Raw genomic sequence first — 15,184 nt, forward strand, 5'->3', positions numbered from 1 at the left:
GGGCCGGGTCGTCACGCGGCTCGGCGCGGCACCTCCGCGCCGACCCGCGCCCACCGCCCCGACAGTGCCCGCCATGACACCGCCGCCAGCCGCAGCACCATGAAACCCACCAGCCCCGACCAGATTCCGGCGATCCCCCAGTCGTAGGCCAGGGATAGCCAGATGGCGGGCAGGAAGCCCAGCAGCGCCGCGCCCAGCGTGGCATTGCGCAGGAACGCGGCATCGCCCGCACCGAGCAACACCCCGTCGAGCGCGAACACCACGCCCGCGATCGGAATGATCCCGACGAAGAACCACCACACCACATGCGCCCGGTCCAGCACGGCGGGATCGTTCGTGAACAACTGCGGCACAATCGAATACCCGGTTGCGAACAGCACCGCCAGCAGCACCGCGAACACCGTCGACCAGCCCGTAATGCGCCGCGCCAAACCCTCCGCGCCGCGGGCATTCCCGGCCCCCAGTGCCGCACCCACCAGGGTCTGCGCCGCAATGGCCAGCGAATCCAGGGTGAGCGCCAGGAAATTCCACAACTGCAGCACCAGCTGATGCGCCGCCACCGAAGCCGCCCCGAACCGCGCGGCCACCGCCGCCGCCGACACGAAGCAGGCCTGGAATCCCAGACTCCGCACGATCAGATCCCGCCCCAGCACCAGCTGCGCCTTCATGATCGCGATATGCGGCGCCAGCGAGACCTGCGACCGCAGCAGCGCGCGCACGAACAATCCACCGGTCACCAGCTGCCCGGCGAGATTCGCAATGGCCGACCCCTCCAGCCCCAGCCGCGGCGCCCCTAGTAACCCGTGCACCAGCAGTGGGCACAACATCGCCGAAAGCCCCAGCCCCGCAATCACATACAGCAACGGCCGCCGCGTCTGCTGCACTCCCCGCAGCCACCCGTTCCCCGCCATCGACAACAGAATCAACGGCACCCCGAACAAGGCGATCCGCAACCACGGCAACGCCTCCCCCGCAATCTCCGCCCCACCGGAAATGGCCCGCGAAATCGGCCCCGCACCAGCCTCGATCACCACCAGAATCACCACCCCGACCCCGACCGCGATCCAACTGGCCTGCACCCCCTCGACCACCGCCCCGCGCTCATCCCCCGCCCCGTGCCGCCGCGCCGCCCGCGCAGTCGTCCCATAACTCAAAAACGTCAACTGCGAACTGACCTGCGCCAAAATCAACCCACCCACCGCCAGCCCCGCCAGCGCCAAAGCCCCCAACCGCCCCACCACAGCCATATCCCAAAGCAAATAAACCGGCTCCGCCACCAACACCCCCAATGTCGGCACCGCAATCCCCAGAATCCGCCGCGGCCCCGCCTCCACCGCCGCCACCCCGCGCGCTCGCGCTGCCACCGAAGATCCCGGGTCCTCGCCACCCAAGGCCGTCTCGCCGCTCATCCCGCCACCATCGCACACGACCACGACACAACCTGCCGACCGCACCCCGCCACCATCCCGAAACCCTGCGGCCGCCCGTCGAAACGCACCGGTCGCCGACTGGCCGTTGCGGTGGCAGACACCGGCAGCGCCGCAAGCGACCCTTATGCCCCGCTTCAGGCGGACAGGCAGGTACGGCCCCGACTCGGCGGGTACGCAGGGCCGCTCACGCCATCCCGCGAGTGCTGCACCAGCAGCACCGGGCAGCTCGCAGCCCAGCGGACAACCAGTGCGCGGCATCAGCCGCCACGCCGAATGGAGGACGGCGCGCTGACGCGGGGCGCGGATTCCGGTCGGGCGCGGCCAATTCCGGGACAATTGCGGCAGGCTGGGAGCATGACGACTCTCGACACTGCCATCACCGCGGTCACGGTCTATCCGGATCGGGCGCGGGTCACCCGGTCCGGGAAGGCGAGTCTGGCCGCGGGCGAGCATCGGATCCGGGTCAGCCCGCTACCGGTGAGCCTGCTGCGGGATTCGATCCGGGTGGCCGGGCAGGGCGAGGTCACGGTGCTCGGGGTGGATGTCGTGACCGAACGGCAGGCGGAACCCTCCGATGAACAGGTTTCGGCACTGCTCGCCCGCATGCGCGAACTCGATGCCGCGATGAATCAGCTCGCCGACGCGGACCGCGCGTCCGAGGCGCGGATCAAGTTCCTCGAACGCCTCGCGCGGGAATCGGCCGAACAGCTGGCGAAGACCGATGAGGCGCGCGTCATCGCCTTCGGCGACAGCCTCGAATCCCAGTACAGCGCCGTGCATACCGCCCGGCGCGACCGGGAACGGTTGCGGCAGGAGCACATTCGCGAACACCAGGCCCTCGAACGGCGGCTGGCCGACCTGCGTGGCAAGACCAAGCCCGACGCCCAGGCCGCGATCATCACCGTCGAGGCCGCCGACCCGGTGACCGTGGATCTCGAACTCTCCTACGTGGTGCGCGGCGCGAGCTGGCACAGCAGCTACGACCTGCGCCTCGGCGACGCCGGCCTGTCCCTGCGCTGGTTCGGCCTGATCCAGCAGAGCACCGGCGAGGACTGGCCGGAATGCCGCTTGCAACTGTCCACCGCCCGCCCCGCCCAGGCCGTCGACATCCCGGAACTGAGCCCCTGGTTCATCAGCCCCGCGGTCCCGGCCACCCCGGTCCCCCGTCGGCGAGCCATGTCCTACGGCGCCAGCATGGACGACACCGTCGGCTCCTATCCGCTGGCAGGGTCCGCTCCGATGATGGCCGCTCCGGGCAGCCCCCAGCCGGCACCGCCCCCTGTTCGCGAATCGGTCGCCACCGTCGAACAGGGCATCACCGCCGCGACTTACACCCCGCAGCGGACCATCGCCGTCCCCGCCGACGGCACCGCCCACCGCACCCAGATCACCGCCCTCGACCTCGAGGCCGACCTCGATTACGTGACCGCCCCCGCCCGCTCCCTGGAAGCGATCCTCCGCGCCACGGCCCGCAACACCTCCGAGCACACCCTCCCGGAGGGCCGCGCTTCGCTCTTCCACGACGCCGAATACGTCGGCGCAACCGACCTCGACCCCTGGGCTCCCGGTGAAGAACGCGAACTCGCCCTGGGCGTCGACGCCCGCATCCGCGTCGAGCGAGAACTGGTGCGCCGCAACGCAACCAAGGCGACACTCGGTTCCAGCCGCCGCATAGAGGTCGAATACTCCATCACCATCGCGAATCACACGCCGCGCCCCGCCCGGGTCACGGTCCTCGACCGTCTCCCGGTCTCCCGCGACGCCGTGATCACCGTCCGCGACACCGTCCTGAAACCCCAGCCCACGGAACGCGACGAACTCGGAATCCTCACCTGGAAAACAGAACTGAACGCTCGAGCCGAAACGACCATCGCCTTCGGCTACCGAGTCGAGGCCGCCAAGGGCGTCACCGTCAGCGGCCTGCCCGACTGACCGGCGTCAGATCTGACCGATTGCTTCCAGCCCGTCGAACACGGTCTCGGCGGTGTTGTACAGCGCGTGCATGCTCGCCTCGGCGGGCATGCACGCGGCCGGCTCCTGCATGGCGATCCCGGACACCAACGCGATTCCGCCAACAACGGAATACCGGCGAGACCGAAGGGCCATCAATCGTCGTAGTGATATCGACAGGCGATGATAGTTACGGTCTCGTCGTCCGCCAGATAGACGATGCGATGTTCCTGAGTGATGCGTCTCGACCACCATCCGGACAGGTTCTGCCGCAGCGGTTCCGGCTTGCCGATCCCCTCTGCGTTGCCATTGCGGCGAATATCCTCGATGAGCCGGTCTACCTTCTTCAGCGTGGCTCGGTCCTCTGTCTGCCACCAGAGATAGTCTTCCCAGCCATTGGTATCGAACAGAACCTTCCGGCTCACTCGTCAACGTCCTCCACGTCGGAGTCGAGAAGCTCGCGCGGCTCGACACGTCCAGCACGGACATTTTCGACGGACTCGAGTAGTCGGCGTGCGTTTGCCCGGCTGCCGAGCAAATACGCCGTTTCCTTCAACGCCTCGTACTCGCGCAGGCTGATCACCACGGCAGGTTCCTTATCGCCGCTGCGGGTGATGATGACTTCCTCGTTGTCCTCGGTAGCCGCATCCAGGACAGCAGCGAAGTTGGCACGGGCTTCGGTTGCGTGCATGGCGCGCATGGCGGCTCTCCGTTCAAAGCGGGGCAATATTCACGAACGTACTCCATCCTGTACGTAATTACGTACGGGATTAGGTAAGCGATCGTGAGAATCTTCGATCAGGCGAGAGCTGCGATCAATGCCGCGACCAGATCCTCGGCCACGCCAGTCGTGGAATAGCCTGCGGCATAACGATGTCCGCCGCCGCCCAGCGCGGTGGCCACGCGCGCCACATCCACGCCGAGGGTGCCGTCAGCATTGTCGTGGGAGCGGAGGGAGACCGTCCAGAGTCCGGGCGCGGTACGCGACTCCTTGAAGACCGCCGCCACCTGCGCCTCGGACGTGGTGCGAAGGAGGTCGATGATGCTCTCGACCTCCTCGGAACGGACGCCGGTCAGGTCGGCTTGCCGGACCACGGCGTAGACCAGGCCGGCGCCGCGCGCGGCCGCCGGGTTCAGCTGGGCGGAGGCCAGCACTCGCGACAGCATCGGCAACCACGCGAAAGGGTGGGTGTCCATGAGGGTTCGGGTGATGGCCGCGCCGTCGATGCCGGTGGCAAGCAGGCGTTCGGCGAGCGCATGCGAACCCGGCCGCGCCCACTTGAAAGAGCCTGTGTCGGTGACCAATCCGGCGAACAGGCAATGCGCGATGGATCGGTCGATGGGCTCGCCCCAGGCATCCAGGACCCGGGCGATCAGGCCCGCCGTGGACTCCGCGGTCTCGTCGACCACGTTCACACTGCCGAACCGGGTATTGGAGCGGTGATGGTCGAGCACCAGACTCACTCGCGCGCCGTCCAGCCGGTCGCGCAGCGAGCCGAGGCGGCCCACACTGCCGCAGTCGACCGCGATCAGCACGTCGACTTCGGCCGGAACCCGCGCGGGCGGCACCAGGAATTCGGTGCCGGGGAGGGAACGCATGGAGACCGGTAGCGCGGCGGGCTCGGCGAAGGACACCCGCACCGGCACACCGCGCCGATGCAGCACCTGCGCAAGTGCCAGCCCGCTGCCGACGGTGTCGGCGTCGGGTTGCACATGGCAGAGCACGGTTGCCGAGCGAGCGGTGTCGAGCACCGACACCGCCGCGGCCAGGTCGACCGGTTCGTTCACCGGCGTCTCCTCCCCGGACTTACGACCGAAGATCAGTCTTCTTCGTCGTCTTCTTCGGTCTTGTAGGGGTCGGCTTCGCCGGCGTAGCTCGCGTTCACCGCGACCTGCGCCACTCGCTCGTCGACGGCGCGGGCCTTGGCCAGCAGTTCTTCCATCTCACGCGCGGCATCCGGCACCTTGTCCAGCACGAACGCCAGGGTGGGCGTGAACTTCACACCCGTGCCGGCGCCCACCTTGGAGCGCAGGATGCCGGTGGCCTTCTTCAGGCCGGCCTCCGCCTCGGTGTAATCGGGTGTGGCGTCGATGGTTTCACCCATGACGGTGTAGTAGACGGTCGCCTCGCGCAGATCGCCGGTCACCTTGGTGTCGGTGATCGTGACGAACCGCAGCCGCGGATCCTTGATCTCGTATTCGATCGCGGTAGCCACGATCGAGGAAATCCGCTTGGCGAGTCGGCGTGCCCGGGCCTGGTCGACCATGGCAGTTACCTCCTCATTCTGTTCAGTCTTCGGGTCCGAAGACGCGGCGGCGTACCGCCAGCAACTCTAACTCCGGACGGTTCGCGACGTGCCGTTCGCACTTGTCCAGCACCTCGGTCAGGTGATTCATGCCGTAGCTGACCATTGCCACACCGAGCAACGTCCGCCGGTACCGGTCATGGTCGCCGCCCTCGGTCACACTCACCTCGAACCTCTTAAGGTCGGCGAGTATGGGGCGGATGACGGAGCGCTTCTCCTTCAGTGAATGCACATCACCGAGCAAGATATCGAACTCGAGCGCTCCGAAGAACATCTTTTCAGTCATATGAACGCGCCCCGGGAAATGCGCGCACCGTTACCCGGAAAGGGAAGGGGCACAACCCCGCCGGGCCCGAAGACCCGGCGGGATCGCGTACTGCCTAGTCGCGCGGCTTCTCCCGCAGCTCGTAGGCCTCGATGATGTCACCTTCGCGAATATCGTTGAAGGTCAGCGTGATACCGCATTCGTAGCCTTCACGAACCTCGGTCACGTCATCCTTCTCACGACGGAGCGACGCGATGGTCACCGTCTCCGCGACCACTACGTTGTCACGCAGCAGACGCGCCTTGGCATTGCGCTTGACCGAGCCGGAGGTGATCCAGCAACCCGCGATGTTGCCGAACTTGGAGGAGCGGAAGATCTGGCGGATCTCCGCCCGGCCCAGCTCGTGCTCCTCGTAGATCGGCTTGAGCAGACCCTTGAGGGCCTTCTCGATCTCGTCGATCGCCTGGTAGATGACCGAGTAGTAGCGGATGTCCACGCCTTCGCGGTTCGCCAGCTCGGTCGCCTTGCCCTCGGCACGGACGTTGAAGCCGATGATGATCGCGTTGGAGGCCGACGCCAGGTTGACGTTGGTCTCGGTGACGCCACCGACACCGCGGTCGATGACGCGCAGTCGCACCTCGTCGCCGACATCGATACCGAGCAGCGCCTCTTCGAGGGCCTCGACGGTACCGGAGTTGTCGCCCTTGAGGATCAGGTTCAGCTCCGAAGTCTCCTTCAGAGCGGCATCCAGATCTTCCAGGGAGATCCGCTTGCGGCTGCGCGCGGCCAGGGCGTTGCGCTTGCGAGCGTTGCGGCGATCGGCGATCTGACGCGCGATCCGGTCTTCCTCGACCACGAGCAGGTTGTCGCCTGCGCCCGGCACCGAGGTGAAACCGATGACCTGGACGGGCCGCGACGGCAGGGCCGCCTCGACGTCGTCGCCGTGCTCGTCGACCATGCGGCGGACGCGGCCGTAGGCGTCACCCGCCACGATCGAGTCGCCGACCCGCAGGGTGCCGCGCTGGACCAGCACGGTGGCCACGGGACCACGGCCGCGGTCGAGGTGCGCCTCGATGGCCACACCCTGCGCGTCCATGTCCGGGTTCGCCCGCAGATCCAGGGAGGCGTCCGCGGTCAGGACGACCGCCTCGAGCAGCTGCTCGATATTGGTGCCCTGCTTCGCCGAGATGTCCACGAACATGGTGTCGCCGCCGTATTCCTCGGCGACCAGACCGTATTCGGTCAGCTGCTGGCGAATCTTCTGCGGATTCGCGCCTTCCTTGTCGATCTTGTTGACCGCCACCACGATCGGCACGTCAGCGGCCTGCGCGTGGTTGATGGCCTCCACCGTCTGCGGCATGACGCCGTCGTCGGCGGCGACCACGAGGATCGCGATATCGGTCGCCTTCGCACCACGGGCACGCATGGCGGTGAACGCCTCGTGACCCGGGGTATCGATGAAGGTGATGAGCCGGTCTTCGGCGTTGACGTGGGTCAGCACCTGGTAGGCGCCGATGTGCTGGGTGATACCGCCGGCCTCGCCCTCACGGACATTGGCCTTACGGATGGTGTCCAGCAGTCGGGTCTTACCGTGGTCGACGTGACCCATGACGGTCACGACCGGCGGACGGATCTGCAGGTCGTCCTCGTCGCCGGCGTCCTCGCCGTAGGTGAGGTCGAAGTTGGCGAGCAGCTCGCGGTCCTCGTCCTCCGGGGAGACCACGTTCACGACGTAGTTCATCTCCGAACCCAGCAGCTCGAGGGTCTCCTCGCTCACCGACTGGGTAGCGGTGACCATCTCACCGAGGTTGAACAACGCCTGTACCAGCGAGGCCGGGTTGGCGCCGATCTTCTCGGCGAAATCGGACAGCGACGCGCCACGGGCGAGACGGATGATCTCGCCGTTGCCGCGCGGCAGCCGCACGCCACCGACGGCGGGAGCCTGCATCGACTCGTACTCGGCGCGCTTCGCCCGCTTCGACTTGCGGCCCTTGCGGGGCGCGCCACCCGGACGTCCGAAGGCACCCGCGGCACCGCCGCGACCGCCACCCGAACCGGGACGACCACCGCCGCCACCGCCACCGGGACGTCCGCGGAAACCACCCGCGGCACCGCCACCGGTGTTACCCGCGCCCGCACCGGCGCCACCGGCACCCGGAGCGCCGCCACCGCCACCGCGGTAGCCGCCACCGCCGCCGCCACCGGGACGACCGGCACCGGCGCCGCCGGGACCACCCGGACGCGCGGGACGACCGGCACCGCCACCCGGGCCTCCGCCCGGACGGTTGGTGCGAGCGGGCATGGCACCCGGGTTCGGCCGCGGGGGCATCGAACCGGGGCTGGGACGCGGACCGCCGGGACGCGGGCCACCCTGGCCCTGCGCGGCGGCCGGACGCTGACCACCCTGACCCGGACCCGGGCGCGGACCGCCCTGGCCGGGAGCCGGACGCGGGCCACCCTGGCCGGGACCCGGGCGGGCACCGCCCTGCGGACCCGGACGCGGGCCGCCCTGACCCTGCTGCCCACCCGGGCGCGGGGCCGGACGCGGCGCGGGGCGCTCCGGTGCGGAAGAGAAGGGGTTGTTGCCGACCCGCGGCGCCTTCGGACCCGGCTTCGGGCCACCCGGACGCGGTGCGGCGGACGGGTTACCGCCCTGCTGCTGCGGCTGGGCCGGACGCTGACCGGACTCCGGACGCGAGCCGCCCTGCTGGGCCGGACGCTGACCACCCGGAGCCGGGCGCGAGCCCGACTGCGGAGCCGGAGTGCTCGGCGCCGGCGCGGTGGCGGGAGCCGCCGACTCTGCCGGAGCCGCGGAAGCCGCTGCGGGAGCGGCGGTTTCGGGCGTACGCGGAACCGGCTTGGGGGCCGGACCCGGACGCGGGCCACCCTGCTGGGCCGGACGCGCGGCCGGAGCCTCGGCGCGGACCGCGGGGGCGGACTGCTCGGCGACGGCCGGAGCCGGCTTCACAGCGGGAGCCGGCGCGGGAGCGGCCGGACGGGGGGCGCCGGGACGAGGTCCCGAAGCGTTGGGGTTGGGCTTGGCGGCCGCCGAATCGCCCGGACGGGCGGGTCGTGCCGCATTGGGACCGGGCCGTGCGCCGCCGGTCTTCGACGCGCCGTTCGACGAGGCGTCCTTCGACGCGAACGACTCACGCAGACGGCGTGCGACGGGTGCTTCCACCGTCGAGGACGCCGACTTCACGAACTCGCCCTGCTCCTTGAGCCTTGCGAGTAGTTCCTTGCTCGTGACACCGAGTTCTTTTGCCAACTCGTGCACGCGGGCCTTGCCTGCCACTGCTCTCCTCACTCAGAGGTCGAGCGTGACTCCCCGTCTCAGGACGGGTGACCCGCACGACCTCGATTAATTCCGATGGCCGATCATCGCTTGGACTTCACGGTGTGCTCATGAGTGCTCGTGCCTGTTCTCTACGTAATGCTCCAGGGCTGAGATATCCAGATTTCCGGACACTCGTAGTGCTCTGCCGAATGCTCGGCGCCGAACTGCTTGACTCAGACAAGCCGAAGAGGGGTGCAACCACGCACCCCTTCCGGGAAGTCTGCGCCGCGGATCCGGAACGATCGCAATGCTCTCGCCGCCAAAGTTCTCACCCTCGACTGCAATGCCCTGCGCCACGACCCGCACCAACTCGGCAGCCAGCTCGCGTTTCCGGCATCCTATGCAGGTCCGGACGGGTGCTGATCTTGATTGCATCCGCTCGGCGCGCAGAGAAGCCGGAGACTCGTGCTGAGCCTGCGTCCACTCTACCGCTGTCACGTCCCGATCTCCGCATCCGTACCCCTTGGAAGTTACCAACCTGTCACCCGCGGGGTCCGTTTCACAAATCTCGGGAGCGATCGGGCCATGTTTTCCATGGTCACCGCCGCGCGGCAAGATCAACCCCGATGCGCCTCCGTGCGCATCGATCCGGTCACATCGGGCGCCGCGTCGCTGCGGATATCGATGCGCCAGCCCGTGAGGCGGGCGGCGAGGCGGGCGTTCTGCCCCTCCTTGCCGATCGCCAGCGAGAGCTGGAAGTCCGGAACCACGACCCGTGCGGCACGGGCCTCGGGATCCACGATGGTGACGGATACAACTTTCGACGGGGACAGAGCATTCCCGACGAAAGCGGCGGGATCCTCGGCGTAGTCGATGATGTCGATCTTCTCGCCGGCGAGCTCGCTCATCACATTGCGCACGCGCTGACCCATCGGGCCGATGCACGCGCCCTTGGCGTTCACACCGGGCACGGTGGAGCGTACCGCGATCTTGGAGCGATGCCCGGCCTCCCGCGCCACGGCCACGATTTCGACTGAACCGTCGGCGATTTCGGGGACCTCGAGCGCGAACAGGCGGCGCACCAGGTTGGGGTGCGTGCGCGAGAGGGTGATCTGTGGGCCGCGCGGACCGCGCGAGACGCCGACCACGTAGCACTTGATGCGGTCGCCGTGCTCGTAGGTTTCGCCCGGCACCTGCTCGGCGGGCGGGATGACGCCTTCGGCGCCATGGGCTTCCGAGCCGATGCGGACCACGATGGTGCCGCGGGCGTTCATGCGGGCATCGCGTTGCACGACGCCGCCGACGATATCGCCCTCGTGCGTGGAGAATTCGCCGAAGGACTTCTCGTTCTCGGCGTCACGCAGGCGCTGCAGCACGACCTGGCGGGCGGTGGTGGCGGCGATGCGGCCGAAACCTTCGGGGGTGTCGTCCCATTCGGAGATGACATTGCCGTCGGCGTCGACCTCGCGGGCCATCACGCGCACCACACCGGTCTTCTGGTTGATGTCGATGCGGGCGTTGGGCTGGTGGCCCTCGGTGTGCCGGTAGGCGGTGAGCAGTGCCGACTCGATCGCGGAGATCACGGTCTCCATCGAGATCCCCTTGTCGGCGACTATCGCGCGCAGGGCTTCGATTTCGATGTTCATTCCACGATCCCTTCGGTCAGTGATACGGCCGCTGCTGTGGCTGTGGCTGTTTCGGATTCCTGCGATGTTTCGGATTCCTCCTGGGCGCCGGGCTGGGGACGGCCCTGCGCTACTCCCCCCGCGAGTTCCAGCTCGGCCGCGCCGGGTGGGCTGAACTCGACCTGGACCACGGCGGACTCGATATCGGCCAGCGGCACCGTCACCCGGTGTGGCTTCCGCTTGCCACCCAGCACCAACGCCACCGAATCATCAGTGAGAACGCCGACGCGGGCTTCGAAGTGTGGCTTGCCCTTTTCTTCGGGTGATTCCACACCCGGGCGCAACGCGAGCTTGACCTTGCGGCCCTGCGCGCGGCGCCAGTGCCGGGGGGCGGTGAGCGGGCGGTCCACGCCGGGGGTGGTGACCTCCAGCAGGTAGGGCGTCTCTCCGAAGTCGCCCGCGTCGTCGAGGGCCTGCGAGATCTCCGAACTCAGGTCGGCGACGGCGTCCAGATCGGAGGCTGTGTCGCTGTCGACGGTCACCTTCACCTTGGTCTGCGCACCCGCGGCCGAAATCGCGACGCCTTCGAGGTCGAACCCTCGGCGTTCGACGAGCCCAGCAACTAGCTGGCTCACCCTTTCCTCGGTCGGCATCGGCATGTTGGGCGGCTCCTGGTTCAGTTGTGACGGTTTGAGTTGTCGGTATAGATCCTGATGGGGCATGGTGCGCGCGCCGCTCGCGGCGGCGTCGGCGAAATACCCGACCAAAGCTCTAGCGTAACGCGCGGAAAGAGTGTAAAGGACCAGCCAACCTGCTCGAGTTCGGCATGGTGGGGTCCGCCGGGCCGGCGGCGTGTCCAGGAGTGACGCGCCCGTGGCGACGACAAATCGTGCGAGATCACAGCCTATCCGACGGCCCTGAGTCGGCAAGCCGGCCGCAACGACTGGCACCATGTATGCCGTGTCCAGCAGTCAGAGCGGCCGCCCGGCCGGTGCAGTGGTCCGACCGGACCGAACAGGCCCGTCCCCGCTGCCGCCCGAACCCCCGTCCGCCGAGCTCAGCAACCCTCGCGGGGTGACCGTCGATCGCCGGTCGGCGCTGCGGTTGGCGGGTGGCGGCGCTGTGGCAGTTATCACGGTCGGGGCGCTGGCCGCATGTTCGAAGGACGAGTCGCCGTCGGCGCCGGATCCGCTGCTGGTGCAGGAGGCTGCGGCCCGCACCGATGCGGCCGCCGCGACCGCCGCCATAGCCACCACGCCGGATCGCGCCGGGGCCCTGCAGACCATCGCCACCCAGCGCACCGCGCACGCCGATGCGCTGCGCACCGAAATCGACCGTGCCATCGGCGTTTACGGTGACGGCACCACGCCGAGCAAGCGCACGCCGCCGATCACGCCGACGGTGGCGTCGCCGCCGTCGATCGGCCAGTTGCGCACCGACTTGGGCCAGTCGCAACGTTCCGCCGCCGATCTGTCGGCCCAATCGACCGGATACCGCGCCGGGCTGCTCGCTTCGATCAGTGCCGCCTGCGCGACTCACGTGGGGGTTCTGCTCGCATGACAACCGCCGACCAGCAGGCGCTCACCGATGCCCTGAGCGCCGAGTACGCCGCTGTCTACGCGTACGGGGTCATCGCCGCCTACGCGAATACCGATCGGGCCAAGGTGGTGGCGGAGTACACCGCCGCGCATCGGGCCCGGCGCGATGCCACCATCGATGCGCTGAAGGCCGGTGGTGCGCCGGTGCCGGATTCGGCCGCGGCCTATACCGCGCCGTTCCCGGTGGACGATCCCATTCCGGCCGCGAAGCTGGCCGTCACCGTCGAATCCGATTGTGCGGTCGCGTGGCGGTCGGTGGTGGAGCAGTCGGATCTGCCGGCGACTCGCCGCACCGGGATCGAGGCGCTCACCGATTCCGCTGTGCGGTTGGCCAATTGGCAGGCGATCCTCGGCACCAACCCCGCGACGATCGCATTTCCCGGCAAGCCCTGAATTCGATTTCCACGGTAGGGTATCGGCTTGCGCGGTGGCGTATTTCTTTGCCGCGCAATTCGATTCCGGTGTGAGGTCGAGGGAGATACTGTGGCGGTCGATGCTGCCCGGGAAGAAAAAGCACTGCGCGAGGTGACGAATCGCCTGGTCGACGACTATGGCGAGGCGCATACGCAGGAGCGGGTCGAGGCCGTGGTGGGTGCGGTGCGGAGCCGGTTCACCGGGCACAAGGTGCGCGAGTTCGTACCGATTCTGGTGGAGCGAATAGCGCGAAGAGAATTGGCGCATCCCGGTTCGAAAACCGAAGCGATGACAGTTGTTCCGGATAAATCACCATCAATTACCTTGGGCGACAATTCGAATTCGGATAGTCGTAATCTCCAGGACATCTTGGGGAAGGTGACCGCCAACAAGAAGCTCGTCGGCGCCGTCGCGGCGGGCGTGGTGGTGGTGCTCGGCGTGACCGTGGCCCTGTCGGTGCGGCAACCGGATTCGGCGCCCGCCTCGGGTGCGCCGGCGGCGCTGACCGTCGTGCACGGCGTGGTGGGGTCGGAGAAGTCCGACTTCTTCGCGGACCCGAAGGTGGCGGATGTCTTCAAGAAGCACGGTCTCCAGGTGGATATCGATCCGGCCGGGTCGCGGCAGATCGCGACCTCGGTTGATCTGAGCCACTACGACTTCGCGTTCCCCTCCAGCTCGTCGGCGGCCGAGCGGATCCAGCGGCAGCGCGGGGTCAGCGGCAAGTACACGCCGTTCTCCTCCCCCATGGCCGTGGCAACCTTCAAGCCCATCGCCGATCTGCTGACGGCGGCCGGGATCGTGACGCCCGGTCCGGCACCGGCTTTCGATGTGCAGAAGTATCTGGAGCTGGCGGAGCAGGGCACGCAGTGGGATCAGCTGGCGGGTAACACCAGCTATCCGGTGAGCAAGAACGTGCTGGTGTCCACCACCGACCCGCGGACGTCGAATTCGGCGGCCATGTATGTGGCGGTGACGGCGTACGTCGCCAATGACAACACCATCGTGCGCGGCGCGAAGGCGGAGGACTATGCGGTGTCCCGCATTTCGCGCCTGTTCACCCGGCAGGGTTACACCGAGAGCAGTTCGGACGCGCCGTTCAAGGAGTATCTGGCCGGCGGCATGGGCCCGATCCCGATGGCGTGGATCTACGAGGCGCAGTACGTGGACGCCGCGGTGCACGATCAGTTGAAGCCGGACATGGTGCTCATGTATCCGAAGCCGACGGTGCTGTCGCAGCACACGGTGGTGCCGCTGGACGACAAGGGCGACAGCGTGGGCAAGCTGCTGGCCACGGATCCGGACCTGCAGCGGCTGGCCGCCGAGCACGGTTTCCGGCCGCAGGATCCGAGCCTGTTCACGAAGGTGACCGCCGAGCATCACGCGCCGGTGATCCCGGATCTGGTGAATGTGGTGGATCCGCCCGACTACGACACCCTCGAGCATCTGCTGGACGATGTGGCCAAGGCCTACGGCAACTGAGCTTCGAGCGACTTCGGCACAGCGGGGTGCCGGATCCGGGCCGCGCAGCACGTACGTGCTGCGCGGCCCTTCCATTCCCCTTGTGACCTTGCACCGGCGGGGATACTCTGACCAGAGTAAGGAAATACTTTGGTCAGAGTACTCGGAGGCGAGCATGGCGGGGAAGCGGCCTTTCCGGCGGGTGAACCCGCTGGCGCTCGCGGTGCTCACCCTGCTGTCCGAGCGTCCGATGCATCCGTACCAGCTCTCGCAGACCCTGAAGCAGCGTGGCAAAGAAGGCAGTGTCCGAATCAACTTCGGGGCGCTCTACGCCGTGGTGGAGTCGCTACTGCAACAGGGATTCATCGAGGTCGTCGGCGCGGAACAGGACGGTAATCGGCCGGCCCGCACCATCTATCGGGTGACCGACGCCGGATATACGGAGACGCGGGACTGGATGCGGGCCTGGCTGTCCGAGCCGGAGAAGGAGTACCCGCGGTTCATGGCCGCGTTGTCCTTCCTGCCGGTGCTGGGACCCGAGGAGGTCACCGAGCTGCTGCGCCGCCGGGTTGCCCTGCTGGACGGGCAGATCGGCGCGGCCCGCGCCCAAGCCGCCGAGGTCGAGGACTGGCTGCCCGAACTGCTCATGGTCGAGGGCAATTACGAGGTCCGCATGCTCGAAGCCGAACGGGAGTTCACGGCCGAGCTCGCCGACCGCATCGAATCGGGCGTATTCGGTGGCCTCGACGGCTGGCACGCGATGCGGGAGCTGGTCGACAAGTACCCCGGTGGCCGCGTGCCACCGGAAGAGACCGACAAGTTCATGGAAGAACGGGGGATGCCGAAACCACCGAGCTGATG

At 68.0% G+C, this 15,184-nt stretch carries 15 protein-coding genes; 5 read left to right on the forward strand and 10 right to left on the reverse strand.

Annotated features, from left to right (window positions below; genetic code table 11):
• Positions 1-11 precede the first annotated feature (11 nt).
• Positions 12-1,409, reverse strand: a complete 1,398-nt coding sequence (locus tag ACIP5Y_RS02675; RefSeq protein WP_400346966.1) for an MATE family efflux transporter — start codon at positions 1,407-1,409, stop codon at positions 12-14.
• A 375-nt stretch (positions 1,410-1,784) separates the two neighbouring features.
• Here ACIP5Y_RS02675 and ACIP5Y_RS02680 point away from each other — a divergent pair, with 375 nt between their 5' ends.
• A complete protein-coding gene (locus ACIP5Y_RS02680; RefSeq protein ID WP_400346968.1) occupies positions 1,785-3,362 on the forward strand; it encodes a mucoidy inhibitor MuiA family protein in 1,578 nt (525 codons plus the stop codon).
• Positions 3,363-3,535: 173 nt separating this feature from the next.
• Here the strand turns inward: ACIP5Y_RS02680 and ACIP5Y_RS02685 are convergent, their stop codons facing one another.
• The 9 genes from ACIP5Y_RS02685 to rimP form a co-directional block, all read right to left on the reverse strand.
• Positions 3,536-3,805 (reverse strand): Txe/YoeB family addiction module toxin, encoded by a 270-nt coding sequence (locus tag ACIP5Y_RS02685; protein WP_400346970.1) that lies wholly within the window; start codon positions 3,803-3,805, stop codon positions 3,536-3,538.
• Positions 3,802-4,080 carry a type II toxin-antitoxin system Phd/YefM family antitoxin gene (locus ACIP5Y_RS02690; protein ID WP_400346972.1) on the reverse strand — a complete coding sequence of 93 codons (279 nt, stop codon included), beginning with the start codon at positions 4,078-4,080 and terminating at the stop codon, positions 3,802-3,804. The genes ACIP5Y_RS02685 and ACIP5Y_RS02690 overlap by 4 nt, the downstream gene beginning before the upstream one ends.
• Positions 4,081-4,178: 98 nt before the next feature.
• On the reverse strand, positions 4,179-5,168 hold the full coding sequence (locus tag ACIP5Y_RS02695; protein WP_400346974.1) for a bifunctional oligoribonuclease/PAP phosphatase NrnA: 990 nt from the start codon (positions 5,166-5,168) through the stop codon (positions 4,179-4,181).
• 32 nt (positions 5,169-5,200) lie between these two features.
• Positions 5,201-5,647 (reverse strand): 30S ribosome-binding factor RbfA, encoded by a 447-nt coding sequence (gene rbfA / locus ACIP5Y_RS02700; RefSeq protein WP_397010735.1) that lies wholly within the window; start codon positions 5,645-5,647, stop codon positions 5,201-5,203.
• A 22-nt stretch (positions 5,648-5,669) separates the two neighbouring features.
• Positions 5,670-5,960 (reverse strand): DUF503 domain-containing protein, encoded by a 291-nt coding sequence (locus tag ACIP5Y_RS02705; protein WP_397010819.1) that lies wholly within the window; start codon positions 5,958-5,960, stop codon positions 5,670-5,672.
• 106 nt (positions 5,961-6,066) lie between these two features.
• The gene (infB, locus tag ACIP5Y_RS02710; protein ID WP_400346975.1) at positions 6,067-9,246 is read right to left on the reverse strand and encodes a translation initiation factor IF-2; all 3,180 of its coding nucleotides are present in this window, start codon (positions 9,244-9,246) and stop codon (positions 6,067-6,069) included.
• A 108-nt stretch (positions 9,247-9,354) separates the two neighbouring features.
• Positions 9,355-9,663, reverse strand: coding sequence for a YlxR family protein (locus tag ACIP5Y_RS02715; RefSeq protein WP_400349077.1), 309 nt, complete (start codon positions 9,661-9,663; stop codon positions 9,355-9,357).
• Between the two features lie 182 nt (positions 9,664-9,845).
• Complete coding sequence (gene nusA / locus ACIP5Y_RS02720) at positions 9,846-10,874, reverse strand: transcription termination factor NusA (RefSeq protein WP_397010739.1); 1,029 nt, start codon at positions 10,872-10,874, stop codon at positions 9,846-9,848.
• A complete protein-coding gene (gene rimP / locus ACIP5Y_RS02725; protein ID WP_400346976.1) occupies positions 10,871-11,512 on the reverse strand; it encodes a ribosome maturation factor RimP in 642 nt (213 codons plus the stop codon). The genes nusA and rimP overlap by 4 nt, the downstream gene beginning before the upstream one ends.
• Before the next feature lie 415 nt (positions 11,513-11,927).
• On the opposite strand from rimP, the gene ACIP5Y_RS02730 reads away from it, so the two are divergent.
• The 4 genes from ACIP5Y_RS02730 to ACIP5Y_RS02745 all read left to right on the forward strand — a co-directional run bounded on the left by ACIP5Y_RS02730 (position 11,928) and on the right by ACIP5Y_RS02745 (position 15,182).
• Positions 11,928-12,413 carry a hypothetical protein gene (locus ACIP5Y_RS02730; RefSeq protein WP_397010743.1) on the forward strand — a complete coding sequence of 162 codons (486 nt, stop codon included), beginning with the start codon at positions 11,928-11,930 and terminating at the stop codon, positions 12,411-12,413.
• Positions 12,410-12,844, forward strand: coding sequence for a ferritin-like domain-containing protein (locus ACIP5Y_RS02735; protein WP_400346977.1), 435 nt, complete (start codon positions 12,410-12,412; stop codon positions 12,842-12,844). Before ACIP5Y_RS02730 ends, ACIP5Y_RS02735 begins: the two co-directional genes overlap by 4 nt.
• Positions 12,845-12,934: 90 nt before the next feature.
• Positions 12,935-14,344: a three-helix bundle dimerization domain-containing protein gene (locus ACIP5Y_RS02740; protein ID WP_400346979.1), complete on the forward strand. Its 1,410-nt coding sequence runs from the start codon at positions 12,935-12,937 to the stop codon at positions 14,342-14,344.
• A gap of 154 nt (positions 14,345-14,498) precedes the next feature.
• Positions 14,499-15,182 carry a PadR family transcriptional regulator gene (locus ACIP5Y_RS02745; RefSeq protein WP_400346981.1) on the forward strand — a complete coding sequence of 228 codons (684 nt, stop codon included), beginning with the start codon at positions 14,499-14,501 and terminating at the stop codon, positions 15,180-15,182.
• The last annotated feature ends 2 nt before the right edge of the window (positions 15,183-15,184 follow it).

Source organism: Nocardia sp. NPDC088792 (assembly GCF_044750615.1).
Classification (GTDB): Bacteria; Actinomycetota; Actinomycetes; order Mycobacteriales; family Mycobacteriaceae; genus Nocardia.

Excerpts from the sequence above, each read along its gene's own strand:
- ACIP5Y_RS02675 (WP_400346966.1), bottom strand. The coding sequence starts at position 1,409 with ATGAGCGGCGAGACGGCCTTGGGTGGCGAGGACCCGGGATCTTCGGTG.
- ACIP5Y_RS02680 (WP_400346968.1), top strand. The coding sequence starts at position 1,785 with ATGACGACTCTCGACACTGCCATCACCGCGGTCACGGTCTATCCGGAT.
- ACIP5Y_RS02690 (WP_400346972.1), bottom strand. The coding sequence starts at position 4,080 with ATGCGCGCCATGCACGCAACCGAAGCCCGTGCCAACTTCGCTGCTGTC.
- rbfA (WP_397010735.1), bottom strand. The coding sequence starts at position 5,647 with ATGGTCGACCAGGCCCGGGCACGCCGACTCGCCAAGCGGATTTCCTCG.
- ACIP5Y_RS02705 (WP_397010819.1), bottom strand. The coding sequence starts at position 5,960 with ATGTTCTTCGGAGCGCTCGAGTTCGATATCTTGCTCGGTGATGTGCAT.
- ACIP5Y_RS02715 (WP_400349077.1), bottom strand. The coding sequence starts at position 9,663 with ATGCAATCAAGATCAGCACCCGTCCGGACCTGCATAGGATGCCGGAAA.
- nusA (WP_397010739.1), bottom strand. The coding sequence starts at position 10,874 with ATGAACATCGAAATCGAAGCCCTGCGCGCGATAGTCGCCGACAAGGGG.
- rimP (WP_400346976.1), bottom strand. The coding sequence starts at position 11,512 with ATGCCGATGCCGACCGAGGAAAGGGTGAGCCAGCTAGTTGCTGGGCTC.
- ACIP5Y_RS02735 (WP_400346977.1), top strand. The coding sequence starts at position 12,410 with ATGACAACCGCCGACCAGCAGGCGCTCACCGATGCCCTGAGCGCCGAG.
- ACIP5Y_RS02745 (WP_400346981.1), top strand. The coding sequence starts at position 14,499 with ATGGCGGGGAAGCGGCCTTTCCGGCGGGTGAACCCGCTGGCGCTCGCG.